The sequence below is a fragment of the Cytobacillus sp. GQ23 genome, assembly GCF_059758675.1.
Window position 1 is genome coordinate 323,468 of sequence record NZ_JCAXER010000001.1, and the last position, 17,860, is coordinate 341,327.

Here is a 17,860-nt window from a genome sequence, read left to right on the forward strand (position 1 = left end):
ATCGCATCTTCCGGATTCTGCTGATCATCTCGGAGGGAACAGCGGGACCAATCTATTTGTAAAGCTTGCACCCTAATGTTTTTATAATCAATACATACCTATTAATGTATTTACCTCCGCCAAAATGATAATATATCCATAAATAACCCCATTTGGAGGTATCCATGGAAAATTACGGCGATCTCATACAGAAACAAAGAAGATTTTTCACCGAAGGTAAAACAAAGGATGTCTCATTCAGAATGGAAGCACTCAGCAAGCTGCGCTCAGTCATAAAGCAGCATGAACAGGAATTAATGGATGCTTTAAAGGCGGATCTTAATAAAAGTGAGTTTGACGCATACCTGACAGAGATTGGAATCCTGCTAGAGGAAATCCGCTTTACAATGAAACACTTAAAAAAGTGGGCAAAGCCTAGGAAAGTAAAATCCACCATTGCACAGATCGGTTCCAAAAGCTATATCTACCCCGAGCCTTATGGAGTTTCACTAATAATAGCGCCATGGAATTATCCTTTCCAGCTCGCCATTGCACCGCTGATTGGAGCGATAGCCGCAGGAAATTGCGCCATTTTGAAGCCTTCAGAATTAACGCCGCAAACATCAGCATTGCTGTCAAAATTAATCAGCAATCATTTTCCAGAAGAGTATATTGCAGCAGTTGAAGGTGATGCAGAAACAAGTACGGCGCTTTTAAATGAAAAGCTTGACTATATTTTCTTCACAGGCAGTGTCCCTGTTGGAAAGATCATTATGGAAGCCGCAGCGAAAAACCTTACACCTGTAACCCTTGAACTGGGCGGGAAGAGTCCGTGCATCATCCATGAAGATGCCAATCTGAAGCTTGCTGCCAAAAGAATTGCCTGGGGAAAATACATTAACGCCGGCCAAACATGTGTGGCTCCCGATTATCTTTATGTCCACAGCAGAGTAAAAGAAGAATTCCTCAAAGAATTAAAACAGGCCATACTTGAGCTTTATGGAGAAGATCCGATTGCATCCGGCAGTTTTACGCGAATCGTCAGTGAAAAACACTTCAGCCGCCTAAGCAAGTTTTTGGCCGATGGAACGGTTATTCACGGGGGAAGGTATGATTCAACCGCACTAAGCATCGAACCGACTGTTCTAAGTGATATTACCTGGAATGATAAGGTCATGGAGGATGAAATATTCGGACCGATTCTGCCGGTGCTTGAATACGAGGACTTGTCCATGATGATCGGTGAGGTGACCGCACGTCCGAAGCCTTTGGCGCTTTATATTTTCACAGAAAGCGAAGGAGTACAAAAACAGATTCTATCCAGCATATCCTTTGGTGGGGGATGTATTAACGATACCGTTTATCATTTGAGTTCACCGTATCTGCCTTTCGGCGGAGTGGGGGAGAGCGGAATTGGCGCTTATCACGGAAAGGGAAGCTTTGATGTGTTTTCACATGAAAAAAGCATACTGAAACAAACCACCAGATTTGATCTGCCTTTCCGTTATCCGACGACAAAGAATGCATTAAAAAAGGTGAAGTTTTTTATAAAATAACCGTCTTCCTGCAAGGCGGTTTTTTCAAGCATTATTTTTTGGAGGTTTGAACTCTTTATTTGAATCCTGTATAGCGGCCTCTGTTTTTTTGGACAGGTTTTTGGTGTAGGGTGAAACAGAGAAGGAAGGGAAGTTAATATTTTTCACTTTCTTGGTCATTTTTTTCATTGGAATCAGCCCTTTTTATCTTTATTATATGTCCCCATCATTTGAACATGAATAGGGCGCGGAAGAAATTTCCTCCCACGCCACATAATATGCTTAAGCCTTCGTTTTGGTATAAACGCTTATCAGCCTTTTGTTCTTATTTAATATCCTTTCAGTGTGGGGACTTACCTCAAAACCGGGCAGGCTGACCCGTGATTTCTTTTTGAGCGTTTTCATCGTGTTTTTAGCATGTATTTCCTGTTTCTCTGTTTTTTTATCCGCTGGTTCCTTCATGGTCTTCGTCCTCCTGTTCGGCAGGGAGCATTAGATCGTATATTGATATGAGTGAAGTGAATAGCAAATAGTCGAATTCGGTTACGAATTGGTCGGAGGTAAGTTTAATAACATAGTCATCTTCCAATATGGAAAACGGGATCAGCGCCAGCTTTTCTTCCGCGTCATAATATACTTCCCGGCGGTCCAGGCGGCTATAAATCAGCGCTTTATCGGTGTAGTGCTCAAGAAGATATTCCTTTTCCTCTTCGGTAGAGTATTTGCATAAGGATATCTTCATATCCACTTTCTCAGCAAAGTCTGCCAGCAGCTTTTCGATGCCGGCAAGATACGCTTCCTTGTTTCCATAATAAATGTCTATGGGATCATTTTTCAATAAATATTGAAATGATTTAAGCTTGTTCATGTGCGAGTTCAGCAAATCACTATTTTCTTCAAGCAGCTCCCTTGTATCTGTTTCCAGTTCATTATTTCCAACTCTCTTCAGATAGGATCCAAGGAAAATAAAGGCATCAACAAGGGCAAATATAACCCCGACAATCAGATAGTTCTGCCAGTCAGTAAAAATGGACTCCGGTTTGCCGGTCCAATAAATAACGGCACCAAGCACATAAAGAATATACCAGGTTTTCCTTATGACAGACATTCTTTCTTTTACTTTCTTTTCCCATAACCAGACTGAAAAAACATAAAAACCGAGACAAGCAACAATAATCCAAACTGCAACCTTGAAGAATATCAGCAATAATATCGCCTCGTCCATCCATGGAATTAAATTCAGAAAATTTGTTGAATTTATTTGTAATTTCATTATAACAGAGATTATGTCAGAAATTTGAAAATAAATGAAGCTCGGGGAAAAATATGAGTAAATACCTATATTATTGCTGGATCATATTTTCATTTGTAAGCTGCTATAGTAACAGCAAAGTCAGGAGCTCATTTGGACAAATGATCACTGGCGGCTGAGTATCATCTACGGCAATGAATATAGAAGCTTTCGAGAAGATACTCTTTTGATAAAACATTAGGAAGCCCGATAATCATTGACAGTTTAATAAACATTAAAAAACAGCGAAAACTCTTATAGGCCATGGGACAGCCATTCCACGATCTCCTGCATATAATAAATGGAATATTTTGAAGAAGGGAGAATACCAAACCGTGACTTGGAATTCAAAGGCTGAAAAATGGCTTTCCCAAAAAAATTTAGATCCGGAATTAAAGAACTTACTGTTGAATATGGACCAGCATAAATTAGAGGATTGCTTCTATAAGGATTTAGAATTTGGTACCGGAGGCATCAGGGGAGAATTGGGACCGGGTACAAACAGAATGAATATATACACTGTCAGAAAGGCAGCAAAAGGCCTTGCCGATTATATTGAGAAAAAAGGAGAAACTGCCAAAAAACGCGGCATTGTGATCGCATATGATTGCCGCCGCCAATCAGCAGAGTTTGCAATGGAAGCTGCAAAGACAGCAGGCATGCAGGGGATAAAGGTATATCTTTTCCAGGAGCTGAGACCCACACCTGAATTATCGTTTGCCGTCCGTCACTTAAATGCATCCGCAGGCATCATGATTACTGCGAGCCATAATCCGCCTGAATATAACGGCTTTAAAGTATACGGGGAGGATGGGGGACAGATCATTCCTTCTGATGCTGAAAAGATTACGAGTTACATCAACAGGGTGGAAGATGAATTAACTGTTCAGGTGATGAATGAAGAAGACCTGATTAGGAAGGGGCTTCTAACATTCATAGGGGAAGAAATCGATCATGCATACCTGGAAAGATTAAAAACGATACAAGTAGATCAAAACATTGCCAGAAAAGAAGGCACGAACTTAAAAATCGTCTTTTCACCTCTTCATGGAACAGCCGAAAAACTTGTTTGTGAAGGATTGAAAGCCTTTGGCTTTCATAACATCACACTCGTAACAGAGCAGGCTGAACCTGATCCTGATTTCAGTACAGTAGAATCGCCAAATCCTGAAGAGCATGCAGCCTTTAAAATGGCCATTCAATACGGAAAGAGAATGGATGCAGATATCTTAATGGCCACAGACCCGGATGCAGACAGACTGGGAGTGGCTGCAAAAAATGAAAACGGAGATTACGAGATATTATCAGGGAATCAGCTCGGGGCTATAATGCTTCATTACTTATTATCCCAAAAGGAGAAGCAGGGGAAACTTCCTAAAAATGGTGCGGTTATCAAAACAATCGTAACGTCAGATATTGGGAGAGCCATTGCAGAGGATTTTGGCCTAACTGTAATCGACACACTGACGGGGTTTAAATATATTGGCGAAAAAATCAAAGAGTTTGAAGGAAATAGAGAGTATCTATTTCAATTCGGGTACGAAGAAAGCTACGGGTATTTAATTGGCGATTTTGTGAGGGATAAAGATGCTGTACAAGCTGCGGTGTTTGCTGCAGAAGTGGCGGCTTATTATAAATCAAAAGGCAAGACACTTTTTGATGCTTTGTATGACCTATATGCTCGTTACGGGTATTACCAGGAGTCCCTTAAATCTCTAACTTTAAAAGGAAAAGAGGGCACAGAAAAAATCTCGCGCATTCTTAATGAGTTCAGAAAAAACCCGCCTGAAGAAATAGCTGGTGTTAAGATTGCCACATTTGAAGATTTTCAAATAAGTAAGAGACTTCAATTCCTGACAGGGCAGGAAGAAGATATTAATCTGCCAAAATCCAATGTCATTAAATTTAGTCTGAAAGATAACTCCTGGTTTTCCATTCGGCCTTCTGGCACTGAACCTAAAGTGAAATTTTACTTCTCTGTAAACAGCTATACTAAAGATATGAGTGAAAAAGTATTAAAGCAACTTGAATATGGTTTAATGCAAAAAGTAGAGGAGCTGTTAATCAATTGAATTTAAGAGAAATAATTAAGAGAGGGAATTTTGATCTTCACATGCATACTACTGCATCAGATGGGGTACTTTCACCAGCTGAAATTGTGAAAATGGCGGTGTCCAAAGGGATTGAATCAATTGCTATCACTGATCATGATACGCTGCAGGGCATTAACGAGGCAGTAGAAGCAGGAAAAAAATATGGATTGAATGTTATTTCAGGAATAGAATTAAGTACGAAATACAAAGGGAAAAATATAGATATTCTTGGATATGGAATAAAGGAATCCAACCAATTGCAGGAAACGCTGCAGGAAATACGTGATCATCGTGAAAACCGGGCCCAGCTAATCCTGAAGAAATTTGCTGAATTAGGAATAAATATCTCTGAAAAAGATATTAAACAGCATAGCGGCGGTGACGTAATTGCACGGCCTCATATAGCTAAAGCTGTTGTAGATAGAGGATATGCACAAAATGTCCAGGAGGTATTTGATCTTTATTTGGCTGATGGAAAACCATGTGCTGTGGACAAAATGGTATTATCACCAGAGGAGGGAATTTCGTTAATTCACGAATCAGGTGGTTTGGCAGTCCTTGCACATCCGCTCCTAGTTAGAGACGATACAATTGTTGAAGAACTATTAAATCTTTCGCTGGATGGAATTGAAGTGTGGCACCGGAAGCATTCATTAGAAGATTCTAACCGTTATAAAACATTGGCCGAAAAATATAATAAAATAATGACCGGCGGTTCTGACTATCACTTTGAAGAGCATGCTTTAGGAGAGTTTGGATATAAACCATAAAAGGAGCTGTTCAGATTTTGAACAGCTCCTTTTATGATTGTTTTAAACCCTTAATTAATATATCAGCTACTTCAGGTCGAGTAAATTGCGGAGGAGGGGTGACCCCATTTCTCAACATTTCCCTTACCTTTGTACCCGAGAGATGCAGATGGTCTTCCTTGCCATGCGGACAAGTTTTACTTGAAGCCATATTCTCGCATTTTCTGCAAAAAAAGCTGTGTTCAAATGGCAGGATAGTAATGCCCAGTTCATCTGCTTTGAATTGCGTAAAGATTCTTTGTGCGTCATATGTGCCATAATAATCTCCAACACCTGCATGGTCCCGGCCAACAATAAAATGGGTACAGCCATAGTTTTTTCGGACGAGCGCATGGAATATCGCTTCCTTTGGTCCTGCATATCTCATAGCAGCGGGAAAAACGGCTAAATACACTCTATCACTTGGGTAATAACTCTTTAATAATGCTTCATAGCTTTGCATCCGAATTTCGGCAGGTATATCATCTGATTTTGTTTCGCCTACTAAGGGGTTTAGGAACAATCCGTCCACGGTTTCAAGTGCTGTTTTTTGTATATACTCATGTGCACGGTGAACAGGATTTCTTGTTTGGAACCCTACAACCGTTTCCCAGTTATTTTCATTAAATTGCTTTCGGGTTTCAAGAGGTGTTTTATGATATTGGGCAAAATGCGGGCTTTTTGGTGGTATCTTTGTTAATAAAATCGGGCCTGCCAGATATACATTTGGACGTTCTAATAGTTTTTTTACTCCAGGATGGGCTGTTTCAACCGTTTGGTAAACCTGGTGTGATTCAAGCATTTTATCTGGAATATACTTCTGATTAAGCTCCAATATTCCATAACATACGCCATTAAAGTTCAGTTTTACTTTTTCCCCAATAATGAGACGGTCCGCTGACTCTTCAGTGACAGGAAGAGTAATAGGAATACTCCAAACGATACCATTTGTTAACCTCATATGATGGAGCACAGACTCATAATCTTTTTGCTCAAGAAATCCGGTTAGAGGACTATAAGCTCCATTCGCAATCAATTCAAGATCAGAGAGGGAAGTTGCATCTATATCTACTTCTGACTTAATACTTGTCATATCGAAATTTAAATCTATCCGGTTAACTAATTTTCCGCCATGGGGAATACTTAATGTCATTTTTCTTCACTCCTTTTTAAAGGAAGTTTTTTTTCAAGATATTTAAGAAGAGCAGTCACCGCTTCATCCACAGAAAGCTCGCTTGTATCAATCGTGATTTCCGGATTGATTGGCTCTTCATAGGGCTGATCGATCCCGGTAAATTGCTTAATCTCCCCCTTCCTTGCCTTTTTATAAAGCCCTTTTGGATCACGGTATTCACACTCTTGTATTGGACATTTTACATAAACTTCAATAAATTCATCAGCCCCAACTATATTTCTTGCGCTCTGTCTATCTTGTTCAAAAGGAGAAATTAGAGCAGCAAACACAACAATGCCTGCATCGACAAAAAGCTTTCCTACTTCGGCAGTTCTTCTGATATTTTCCTTTCGGTCATTTTCAGTAAAAGACAGGTTTTTATTAATGCCATGGCGAAGATTGTCTCCATCTAACAAATAAACGCTTATTCCTCTTTTGAATAATTCATACTGGAGAGCATTGGCGATAGTTGATTTCCCAGATCCTGAAAGCCCAGTAAACCAAACCATGAAGCTTCTATGTCCTTGAAGCTTTTGTCTATCTTCTTTTGTAATAACAGAATCATGCCAGACAATGTTTTTGTTTTCCTGGTTATCCAATTTGTGATTCTCCTTTCCAATTTAAAGCCATTTAAGAATTATTAAAGAAATGGTGATGATCATGCAAATTAAGCTTAAAGGCAGCCCAACTTTTAAATAATCGGTAAACTTGTAGCCTCCTGGTCCATACACCAATAAGTTTGTTTGGTAGCCGATAGGTGTCAAAAAGCTGCAGGATGCAGCAATAGCTGTAACCATAGCGAACATCATTGGATCTAAATCAAGCTGAGTGGAAATAGAGTAGCCAATGGGAAACATAAAGGCTGCAGTTGCGAGGTTATTTAAGATTTCTGTTAATACTAAAGTAATGATGTAAAATAGAATCAAAATTCCAATGACACCCAAACTGGACTGGAATAGGGTTAATAACTGAGCTGCTATTTTTGCCAGTCCAGTTGATTCAATTGCATTCCCAATCCCAATCGAGCTTCCCATTAGTATGAGCACATTCCAATTAATTGACTTAATAGCAGCAGATGCCGTTATAGTTTTAGAGATTATTAAAAATACAGATGCAATTAATGTTAGTTTATAGATTGACAGTAATTGCAGTGATGAACATATTAGAATGCCTGTAATGATGAACATCATGATGAATTTGTCTAGTGTTGATGGCTTCTTTTTATGAATGGAATTAGTAAGAAAATAAAAATCTTCGGAATCTGACCAGGACTCTGAAAAGTCATTCTTAGCAAGCAGCAATAAAGTGTCCCCAGGTTTAACTACTAAGTTGCCTATTCCTGTTGTAATCTTCGTTCCTCTTCTTTTTACCGCAACTATTACGGCATTATATTTGGATCGGAAGTAACTTTCCTTAATTTTTTTATTTATGAGAGGAGAATTTCCCAATATTCCAACCTCGAACAGAGTTGTATTTTTACTATTTTCTGATGATGTATCTATAGGTGTATACCTGTCTAACCCAAGAAGATCATTGATTTTCATAAATTCACTTGGATTTCCTGAGAAAACTAGAATGTCACAGGCTTGAATGACATCCTCATTTGGATCGGGGATGATGGTTTTTCCTTTCCTGATAATCTCTATCAGAAACAAATTATTTAAGTTCCTGAGCATGGCTTCCTTAATAGTTTTTCCCACCAAGGAAGAATCGTCCCTCACTTTAAATTTAAATATAAACTCCTTCTTCCCATCTTCAAACATTTTTATGGAGTGGGCCCTCTCAGGCAATAGTCTGTGTCCTGCCAGAACAAAATAAAGGATGCCTGCCAGAACTAAGGGGATTCCAATAAAGGAAAAATCGAATAAATGAAAACCCTCCAGCCCTTTGTCCAATAAAAGACCCTGTACGACAAGGTTTGTTGATGTTCCTATTAATGTAATTGTTCCTCCCAAAATAGCTGCATATGAGAGAGGGATGAGCAATTTTGATGGTTTTATATTGTGAGTGATAGCCCAATTCTGCACGGTTGGAATGAGCATTGTAACAATTGGTGTGTTGTTCATAAATGCAGAAAGGGAAGATACCGGTAACATCAATCGGATAATATTCTGGGGGATATTTTTATTTTTTGTTAAAATTCTTCTTACAAAATCATCGAGTATTCCGGTATTGGACACGGCTGCACCTAAAATAAATAAAAATGCTACGGTGTGTACACCCGGGTTTGAAAAACCGGCTAAAGCCTCATTTGGCGTCAAAATTCCTGCTAAAATAAGAGACCCCAAAGCTAAAAACACTGTAAGTTCAGGCAATAGCCATTCCTTTATTAGAACGATAAACATGCATGTCAAGATGAAGCAAAGAAAAATTGCCTCATGGTTCATAGGTGATCTCTCCAGACTGTTAGTAACGTTTTGTCTTTATCATGTTTATGTTCGTTTCGATGACTTGTACATAATATTTGCCTGTATTTTCATCTATTTGAAAGAAATAGACTGCTGCCTTGCTAGATACACAGTCGCCCTAAAACTCTAATAAGACTAAAGGCAAATATAATAATTTGTCTATATCTTGTAACATATTTGATCGGTGGGAATATTTTTTTAATAAGGGATTCTAACCAAAAAGAGAGCAACAATGGGACAAGAATCATTATGGCATATGATTCCAAATATAGGAGAGGGGTTTCAGGAAAGATAATAAAAGTAGGGAGTGAAAAATTTTTGAAAAAAGCTGGCCAAAATATTCTAGTGGTTGGTAGGCCTAAAACCGGAACAACTGTTGTGTCAAAAACCATTCAAAACTCATTGCCAAATGCATCATATTTTTTAGAACCGCCAAAAGAAAAGTTTTTTTTGTCTCCTTTAGATACTACTGATAATAAATATAATGTTGTGAAAATTTTATATGGCCAATACAGCAGGAATACATTAAAAAAAATTGTTAATAATGAGTTTCCATTAAAATTTGACAAAATAATCTTTATTATCAGAGACCCGCGGGATGAATTTATCTCATATTTAATGTACTGGCCGTTTAGTTTTATAAAAAATGTTCCAAATCTAAATATGTCTAAACTCAAAGAATGGCAGAATCTTATCATGCAAAAAGAAAAAGACCCAAAGTCAATTTCTGCAATAGAATTAAATAACAAAGTACAGGAAATCCGCGGCAGTAATTTTTTGCAAAATCAAGTACCAGCAATAAAAGAATACTACCAATTTTTGAAACAGCTGCCTCAAAATAGTTTCATATTAAAATATGAAGAATTTATTATGTTTAATACAAAAGAATTGGAAAAATATCTTGGTTTCCGACTGATTGGCAAAAGAGATGTTGGCAATTTAAAAAGAACTCATCGTACAGGAAGTTTCAACAATTGGAAATCTTTCTTTACACAGCAAGATTTAAATTACTTTAGGGATACTCTTAAAGGTGAGATGCTGCAGGCAGGTTATACAGATGTTGAACTTGTACCTCAGGAACAATTGAATCCTCAGGTCTATTCGAAATATCTTGAAAATTTGTTAAAAGAGGCACTGGGTGCCAGGAGACATCAATAATTAGAATAGAAGGTTAGGCTAGATTAAGTTATGTCAAAAGGATTCAAGCAGCATATACTGCTTATATTTAATTAAAAGGGTTAAATACAATTTCTTAATTTAACAGATGAAAGGTGGAGAATGGATGAAAGGGGTTATCCTTGCTGGTGGTACTGGATCGCGGTTGAGACCCTTTACCCTCATCATCAATAAACACCTCTTACCAGTTGGATTTTATCCAATGATATATTGGCCAATTATTAGATTGAGGGAGGCAGGTTTAAACGAGATCCTAATAATTACAAATGAAAATGACCTTTGTGCATTTAAGGCAATTTTAGGAAATGGAGAGAAGTTAAATGTTAAACTCCATTTCAAAGCTCAGAAAAATGAGGGTGGAGGAATTGCTGATGCACTTATGAGTGCCAAAAAATTTACTAATGGAGAAAATTTTGTTGCGGTTCTAGGTGATAATATATTTGAAGATTCATTATTACCTTATATTCAAAACTTTGAGAAACAAGATAAAGGAGCGAGGGTCCTGCTTAAAGAAGTTAAAGATCCTGAAAGGTATGGCGTCCCTTGTTTAGATCCCGTTAAACAGCGAATTCTATCTATTATAGAAAAACCAAGCAGCCCTCCTTCTTCGTATTGTGTAACAGGCATATATATGTATGACCCAAAAGTCTTTGAATTTATAAAAGCGATTGAGCCTTCAAAAAGAAATGAACTTGAGATAACGGATGTAAATAATTTATATATTAAAAATAACCAGCTTCAGTATGACATTTTAAAAGGCTGGTGGACGGATGCAGGAACACTTGATTCTCTATATAAAGCTGCTCAGCTTACTCATGATAACCAAGTTACATCTAAGGGGGAAGTAAATTGAAAAAAACACATCTCCTGGTAACCGGCGGTGCAGGGTTTATAGGATCTAACTTTATTTCATATATGTTAAATAACTCCCCTTGCCAAATAACAAATATTGATTCTCTCACCTATGCTGGAATTCGTGAGAACATGAAACAGTTCGACCAAAATGACAGGTATCGTTTCTTCAAATGTGACATCAGTGATAAAAAAGAATTGGATAAAGTTTTTGATCAAACATATGATGCCATTATCAATTTTGCTGCGGAGTCACATGTAGATCGTAGCATAGAAGATGCTGCACCGTTCATTAAAACCAATATTATTGGTACATTCAATCTCCTCCAATTTGTTCTAGAGGGGAAAGCAAATAAAATGATTCAAATTTCAACAGACGAAGTATATGGTTCCCTATTGCCGGAAGAACCGCCATTTACAGAAGAAACTCCTCTTCGACCGAACAATCCTTATTCCGCAAGTAAAGCAAGCGCAGACCTGCTGGTCAGATCTTACTTTAATACACACCAACTCCCTCTAATTATTACAAGATGCAGCAATAACTTTGGACCTGCGCAGCACTTGGAAAAATTCATCCCAAAAACGATAGAACATGCAAAGATGGATAAAGAGATACCGTTATATGGTGATGGTTTAAATATCCGGGACTGGATTTTTGTTACTGATCATTGCCGTGCCATTCGATTGGTTCTTGAAAAAGGTGAACCAGGAGAAATTTATAATATAGGTGGCTCAGAAGAGAAAACCAATCGGGAAGTGATAGAGATTATTCTGAATAAGCTTGGTAAAAACCCGGATTTGATTAAACATGTCACAGACCGTCCGGGTCATGACCGCAGGTATGCAATGGATTCTTCGAAAATATCTAAGCAGTTGGGGTGGAATCCGCTTGTCTCTTTCGAAGACGGCCTACAAAAAACAATAGATTGGTATGATCGGGCAAAATGAAGAGCAGGTGATAAGGATGACTATATTAATTACTGGAGCACAAGGTCAATTAGGAAAGCAACTAGTAAAAAAGTTATCTCCCAGCCATAAGATAGTTGGTTTGAGAAGAAATGAATTAGACATCACCCAAAAAGATGAAGTAGAAAGAATAATATACAGAGTAAAACCAGACTTAATTATCCATGCAGCAGCATATACTGCAGTGGATCAATGCGAAAATGAACAGAAAAAAGCCTTTGAAGTTAATGGGCTTGGTGCGGGGTATGTAGCACAGGCAGCAGCCAGCATTGAAGCGCGGATGTTTTATATTAGCTCAGATTATGTGTTCGACGGTAAAAATATGAAGCCATACAATGAGGATGACGGACCAAACCCGCTATCTGTCTATGGAATGAGTAAATGGCTTGGTGAAGAATTAGTAAAGCAGCTGAATAATGGTACGATTATTCGGACCTCATGGCTGTATGGGCATGATGGAAAAAACTTTGTTAAAACTATGTTGGATTTAGGAAAGAGAAAAAAAGAAATAAAAGTAGTTAACGATCAGATTGGCTCTCCAACTTATGTAAATGATCTGGTCGATACAATAATACCTTTACTAAATAAAAAGAATGGCATTTATCATGTAAGCAATACTGGTTCATGCAGCTGGTATGACTTTGCAAAGGCTATTTTTCAGGAAGCTGGATTTAATCAGGAACTTATACAACCAATAACAACCAAAGAATATGGAGCAGCTGCACTAAGGCCAAGCTATTCAGTACTAGGACAAAATTCGTTAGCAGAAGAAAATATTAAGTCCCCGAGACACTGGCGAGAAGCTTTAAATGAATTTATACGAAAGGAGATTCATGAATGATAGAAGGTGTACGGGTTAAAAAGCTGATTAAACATTGTGATGACAGGGGCTTTTTTGCAGAACTTGTTCGTGATGATGAAAAGCAATTCTTATCTAATTTTGGTCAGGCTTCATGGTCCATGAGCTATCCAGGAGTAATCAAAGCATTTCACTATCATGAAAACCAGGATGATCTCTGGTTCTTTCCATCCGGCAATGCACAGGTTGTATTATTTGATCTTAGGACCGATTCTCCCACAAAAGGTAAAACTGATGTATATTACATGGGTGAAGAGAACCCAATTATGCTTTTGATTCCTAAAGGAGTTGCTCATGGATATAGAGTGCTTGGCCAAGAACCTGCAGTGATTATTTATTTTACAACCAAGTCATATAATAAAGAAGAACCAGACGAGAAACGCATTGCATGGAATGATCCAAGAATAAACTTTAATTGGGAAACAAAATTCAGATAAAATCTTATAAAAAATGAAAAAGCACAATTAAAACCTGATTAAGTGTTTTATTGTGTTTTTTTGTATAGTGAACTCTTATTTTAGAGGATACTCCAATGTCAGTAACATTTGACTAAATATCTGCTGATTTCCCCAAAGCACATATCAATTTTCTCCAGCAATAGTTTTAAAAGTAAGACTTATCAAAATATTTCGCTTAGCATAGAGACAAAATTTAAAAACTAGTTTATTAGACTACTCAATAGATCTCTGGATTTCATATAAATATAATGATTCAAATAAATACAATCCTTGGAGCTGATAAGATGAAAAAGGCCTTGATTACGGGAATTACTGGACAGGATGGTTCGTACCTGGCAGAGCTTTTACTAAGTAAGGGATATCAAGTGTATGGATTAAAAAGAAGATCCTCCACCCCAAACTTTGAAAATATAAACCACATAAAAGGTGATATCCACTTTATATCAGGTGACCTTCTAGATGCAGCATCATTAATTGAAGCTATAAAAGTTTCACAGCCTGATGAAGTATATAATTTAGCCGCTCAGTCATTTGTAGCTGATTCATGGCCACAGCCGATATTTACAGGGCAGGTAACAGCACTTGGGGTTACAAACTTACTGGAAGCAGTAAGGCTGATTAAGCCAAATGCCCGCTTTTATCAGGCATCCAGCAGTGAAATGTTTGGTAAAGTGGTTGAAACTCCCCAAAGTGAAAACACACCTTTTTACCCTAGAAGTCCATATGGTGCAGCAAAAGTGTATGGACATTGGATTACAGTGAATTACCGTGAAAGTTTTGATATGTATACGTGTTCGGGGATTTTGTTTAATCATGAATCGCCTCGTAGAGGGATTGAATTTGTAACACGTAAAATAACAGATGCTGTGGCAAAAATAAAATTAGGTATGCAAAATGAATTGCGTTTAGGAAATTTGGATGCAAAGCGTGATTGGGGTTTTGCTGGAGATTATGTAAAAGCAATGTGGTCAATGCTTCAGCAGGATAATCCGGATGATTACGTCATCGCAACTGGAGAAACCCATACAGTAAAGGAGTTTGTAGAAATTGCTTTTGCCCATGTTGGACTAAACTGGAAAGATTATGTAGTACAGGACCCGAGATTTATGCGGCCTGCAGAGGTTGATTTATTATTAGGTGATCCTACAAAGGCTAAGAAAAAACTAGGCTGGAAGCCCGATGTATCTTTTGGCGACTTAGTTGCCATGATGGTTGATAATGATCTTAAGAGGTTAATGAGTTAGATATGAAAGCCTTAATTACTGGTGTCTCAGGTTTTGTTGGCCAACATCTGCAACAGTATCTTAGCCTGCAGTCCATTCCTGTATATGGTACATCAAGAATAAGAAGAAAAGAAAAAAATTGGATAGTCCTGGATTTATTGTCCCAAGAAGAAATTGTCTCTCTATTAAAAGATATTCAGCCCAGCCATATTTTTCATTTAGCAGGGATAAGTAATGTGAAATATTCATGGGCTGAAAGAAGAGAGGTGATGGAAGCAAACATCATCACAACTATAAATCTTCTGGAAGCGGTTAAAAAAGTAAATAAAGGAATAAGAGTAATTACTATTGGGTCTTCAGAAGAATATGGACGAACAGTCAAAATAAAGGTATCTGAAAACGACCTTCTAAACCCCATAAGTCCGTATGGGATTAGTAAAACAGCAGTTAGCATGCTTGCAAGACAATATTACACTGCTGATAACATGAATGTTATTCATGTTAGGCCGTTTAATCACATTGGTCCCGGCCAGCGGCTGGGATTTGTAACTTCAGACTTCGCTCATCAAATTGCATTAATTAATAAAAGTAAAACAAAGCAAAGAATAATGAAAATAGGTAACTTAGATACTATAAGAGATTTTACCGATGTTCGGGATATTGTAGCTGCTTATTATGAAATTGCCGTTAATGGAAACGCGGGTCAAATTTATAATGTTTGTTCCGGAAAAGGAACAGAAATAAAAGAAATATTAAATATACTCCTGGATTTCTCTAAAACTCCAATAGAAATAGTAGTTGATGACTCAAAAATGAGACCCTCAGAAATCGTAACCCTTATTGGCTGTAATGAGAAACTTTTAAAGGAAACCAAGTGGAAACCCTTAATATCTATAGAAAAGTCTCTGCATGATATCTATCAGTTTTGGCGCGCTGAGGTACTAAAGTAGCCTTTAATGTTAAACTGCCCCCAAAATCAGCAAAAACTAGTTTTCTGCCCTTTCGCAGCGCTGTTTGTCCACATATAAATATATATGACTAAAATAAGGGGGTGGCTTAAAAAGGTGAAGGTAGTAATAATGGCGGGCGGACAAGGAACAAGATTTTGGCCATGGAGTATTGAAAAAAAACCCAAACAGTTTTTGTCATTAATCTCAAAAAAAACTATGATTCAAGAAACCTTTGACCGATATAAAGAATGGCTTTCTATTGATAAAATCTTTGTAGTCACAACAGAAGAGTACAAACAATTGGTAATCGACCAATTACCAAATTTGCCTCAAGAACAAATCATTTTGGAACCTGAACGAAGAGATACAGCCCCGTGTGTTGCACTTACAGCTATGTTTTTTCAGGAAAAGCTAGACGATGAAGTTTTAGTAATGTGTCCAGCTGACCAGTATATCTCTGATGCTGCAGAACTTAAAGAGTCACTGCATTTAGCAGAAAAGATTGCTGAAAAAGATAATAATATTGTTACGCTTGGTATAAATCCAACCAGGCCGGAAACAGGTTACGGTTATATAAAAGCGGCTAGTGAAAAAGCAGATAAAATACTGAAAGTAGAGAGGTTTATCGAAAAACCCACTGAAAAGTATGCGGAAAAACTTTTAAACAGTGATAATGTGTTTTGGAATAGCGGAATTTTCATATGGAAACCGTCAACTATTGCCCACTATATGGAAAAATATCAATATTATCTATGGAACACATTAAAAAACAATCAAAGCCAAATTAAAGAAGTTTACTCTAAACTCCCTAAAATTTCTGTTGATTACGCAATACTAGAAAAAGTAAATTGCATATATACTATTCCCGCCAAATTCGAGTGGGATGATCTGGGAACATGGAGGTCGTTAGAGAGAATATATAATCAGGACAGCGGTGAAAATATTTTAATTGGAAATGTCAATGTCTTGTCCTCCAGCAATTGCACAATAATATCTGATAACCAGGATCTAGTCGTGTTGGGTGTAAGTGATTTAATTATTGTGTCAACTGCCGATGGTTTGCTCATATGTCATAAATCCCAGGAACAAGAAATTAAAAAGGCTCTTAATTTACTTTCTAATACAAAAGCTGTTGGTGAATAAAACCAACAGCTTCCTTATTTATAAGATACCTTTTTACTTTTTATATCAGTTAGTATTTAGTATGCCTTAGAATTAACAATTATTTATACTCAGTCTCTTTAATTATTGGCCTGGGATAAAAAGGATTTTAGCTTTGACTTGTCTTCACTATCTAATTGATGAATTTGGTCATTTAGTCTTTTTTTTGCAAAATTATACAATTCAATGTCCAAACGATTATTTTTTTCAATAAGTTTAATGAGATTACTTGATAAGTCGTTGAGGCGAGGTCTCTTTTTTGTAACGTTAGTACGCTGATAGTGGACATTTTTCCAGTCAAGTTTCTCTTTCATCAAAAATAAAGATTCATCGAATTTTTCAGTAATTCCGGCTACAACAAAAAAGTTATTTATATTATGAATGGCCGTATCCAAATCAGTTTTATTTAATTGGATTTTTTGATTGCCGGATATAAATCGAACTTGTTTGTTTTTATTACCAGGCTGCCGGATGTGCTCTTCGAAACTAAAATTTACTATTTTTTGATGAGCAGGATTTTTCTTATCGAGCCAAGGTGGCCAAGAGAAGCTTTGGATGAAATAGTATTCAGAAATTATACGATCAATTGGATTTCTAATTAAAGTAACATACTCAGATTTGTTCTTAAAATATTTATGGACACCAAAAGGGAAATGACCTTGAACACATACAGGATTTTTTAGTGATATCTCGTTGAACATTTTGGTTTTTTCTTTTTGATCAGCAGTGTAAATATGGTAGGTTGCTTCCTTTTCGTAGTTATTATTAATAATATGATTTAAAGTTGTCCCGCCTGTTTTTGCCAAGTGAAGATGTATTAATAATTTGTTATCTTTCAATAAATATCACCTCTTAAAAGGATTTCTCCATTAAAATATGAAACTTTTCTAAAATACGTTCTAAATATATAGTAAAAAATATAAAAAATTGATTACTTAGCATAGTAG

Annotated in this window: 17 protein-coding genes; 11 read left to right on the top strand and 6 right to left on the bottom strand. The window is 37.1% G+C overall.

Features of this window, described 5'->3' with window-relative positions; genetic code table 11:
* Positions 1 to 164: 164 nt before the first annotated feature.
* Positions 165 to 1,535, top strand: coding sequence for an aldehyde dehydrogenase (locus AC6CHU_RS01630; RefSeq protein ID WP_159866455.1), 1,371 nt, complete (start codon positions 165 to 167; stop codon positions 1,533 to 1,535).
* Positions 1,536 to 1,796: 261 nt separating this feature from the next.
* On the opposite strand, the gene AC6CHU_RS01635 is transcribed toward AC6CHU_RS01630, so the two are convergent.
* A complete protein-coding gene (locus AC6CHU_RS01635; protein WP_159866458.1) occupies positions 1,797 to 1,976 on the bottom strand; it encodes a type II toxin-antitoxin system SpoIISB family antitoxin in 180 nt (59 codons plus the stop codon).
* The gene (locus tag AC6CHU_RS01640) at positions 1,957 to 2,721 is read right to left on the bottom strand and encodes a type II toxin-antitoxin system SpoIISA family toxin (protein ID WP_159866461.1); all 765 of its coding nucleotides are present in this window, start codon (positions 2,719 to 2,721) and stop codon (positions 1,957 to 1,959) included. The genes AC6CHU_RS01635 and AC6CHU_RS01640 overlap by 20 nt, the downstream gene beginning before the upstream one ends.
* Before the next feature lie 419 nt (positions 2,722 to 3,140).
* Here AC6CHU_RS01640 and AC6CHU_RS01645 point away from each other — a divergent pair, with 419 nt between their 5' ends.
* Positions 3,141 to 4,877, top strand: a complete 1,737-nt coding sequence (locus AC6CHU_RS01645; RefSeq protein ID WP_498119805.1) for a phospho-sugar mutase — start codon at positions 3,141 to 3,143, stop codon at positions 4,875 to 4,877.
* Complete coding sequence (locus tag AC6CHU_RS01650) at positions 4,874 to 5,668, top strand: PHP domain-containing protein (protein ID WP_498119807.1); 795 nt, start codon at positions 4,874 to 4,876, stop codon at positions 5,666 to 5,668. Before AC6CHU_RS01645 ends, AC6CHU_RS01650 begins: the two co-directional genes overlap by 4 nt.
* A gap of 31 nt (positions 5,669 to 5,699) precedes the next feature.
* Here AC6CHU_RS01650 and sat read toward each other — a convergent pair whose 3' ends face one another.
* Genes sat through AC6CHU_RS01665 form a run of 3 tightly spaced genes read right to left on the bottom strand, consistent with a single transcriptional unit; the run spans position 5,700 to position 9,205 of the window.
* Positions 5,700 to 6,839, bottom strand: coding sequence for a sulfate adenylyltransferase (gene sat, locus AC6CHU_RS01655; protein ID WP_498119809.1), 1,140 nt, complete (start codon positions 6,837 to 6,839; stop codon positions 5,700 to 5,702).
* The gene (cysC, locus tag AC6CHU_RS01660) at positions 6,836 to 7,459 is read right to left on the bottom strand and encodes an adenylyl-sulfate kinase (protein WP_498119811.1); all 624 of its coding nucleotides are present in this window, start codon (positions 7,457 to 7,459) and stop codon (positions 6,836 to 6,838) included. The genes sat and cysC overlap by 4 nt, the downstream gene beginning before the upstream one ends.
* Positions 7,460 to 7,480: 21 nt before the next feature.
* Positions 7,481 to 9,205, bottom strand: a complete 1,725-nt coding sequence (locus tag AC6CHU_RS01665) for an SLC13 family permease (RefSeq protein ID WP_498119813.1) — start codon at positions 9,203 to 9,205, stop codon at positions 7,481 to 7,483.
* A 240-nt stretch (positions 9,206 to 9,445) separates the two neighbouring features.
* Between AC6CHU_RS01665 and AC6CHU_RS01670 the strand changes: the two genes are divergently transcribed.
* From AC6CHU_RS01670 to AC6CHU_RS01705, 8 genes are all read left to right on the top strand, one after another.
* On the top strand, positions 9,446 to 10,426 hold the full coding sequence (locus tag AC6CHU_RS01670; protein ID WP_498119815.1) for a sulfotransferase domain-containing protein: 981 nt from the start codon (positions 9,446 to 9,448) through the stop codon (positions 10,424 to 10,426).
* Positions 10,427 to 10,550: 124 nt separating this feature from the next.
* Complete coding sequence (locus tag AC6CHU_RS01675) at positions 10,551 to 11,297, top strand: sugar phosphate nucleotidyltransferase (protein WP_498119817.1); 747 nt, start codon at positions 10,551 to 10,553, stop codon at positions 11,295 to 11,297.
* Positions 11,294 to 12,244 carry a dTDP-glucose 4,6-dehydratase gene (gene rfbB / locus AC6CHU_RS01680; RefSeq protein WP_498119819.1) on the top strand — a complete coding sequence of 317 codons (951 nt, stop codon included), beginning with the start codon at positions 11,294 to 11,296 and terminating at the stop codon, positions 12,242 to 12,244. Before AC6CHU_RS01675 ends, rfbB begins: the two co-directional genes overlap by 4 nt.
* 16 nt (positions 12,245 to 12,260) lie before the next feature.
* Positions 12,261 to 13,103, top strand: coding sequence for a dTDP-4-dehydrorhamnose reductase (rfbD, locus tag AC6CHU_RS01685; protein ID WP_498119821.1), 843 nt, complete (start codon positions 12,261 to 12,263; stop codon positions 13,101 to 13,103).
* Positions 13,100 to 13,558 carry a dTDP-4-dehydrorhamnose 3,5-epimerase family protein gene (locus AC6CHU_RS01690; RefSeq protein WP_498119823.1) on the top strand — a complete coding sequence of 153 codons (459 nt, stop codon included), beginning with the start codon at positions 13,100 to 13,102 and terminating at the stop codon, positions 13,556 to 13,558. Before rfbD ends, AC6CHU_RS01690 begins: the two co-directional genes overlap by 4 nt.
* Before the next feature lie 305 nt (positions 13,559 to 13,863).
* Positions 13,864 to 14,823 carry a GDP-mannose 4,6-dehydratase gene (gene gmd, locus AC6CHU_RS01695; RefSeq protein WP_498119824.1) on the top strand — a complete coding sequence of 320 codons (960 nt, stop codon included), beginning with the start codon at positions 13,864 to 13,866 and terminating at the stop codon, positions 14,821 to 14,823.
* A 2-nt stretch (positions 14,824 to 14,825) separates the two neighbouring features.
* Positions 14,826 to 15,752, top strand: a complete 927-nt coding sequence (locus AC6CHU_RS01700; protein WP_498119826.1) for a GDP-mannose 4,6-dehydratase — start codon at positions 14,826 to 14,828, stop codon at positions 15,750 to 15,752.
* Between the two features lie 114 nt (positions 15,753 to 15,866).
* Positions 15,867 to 16,895 carry a mannose-1-phosphate guanylyltransferase gene (locus tag AC6CHU_RS01705; RefSeq protein WP_498119828.1) on the top strand — a complete coding sequence of 343 codons (1,029 nt, stop codon included), beginning with the start codon at positions 15,867 to 15,869 and terminating at the stop codon, positions 16,893 to 16,895.
* 98 nt (positions 16,896 to 16,993) lie between these two features.
* Here the strand turns inward: AC6CHU_RS01705 and AC6CHU_RS01710 are convergent, their stop codons facing one another.
* Positions 16,994 to 17,752 (bottom strand): sulfotransferase family 2 domain-containing protein, encoded by a 759-nt coding sequence (locus AC6CHU_RS01710; protein WP_498119830.1) that lies wholly within the window; start codon positions 17,750 to 17,752, stop codon positions 16,994 to 16,996.
* Positions 17,753 to 17,860 lie beyond the last annotated feature (108 nt).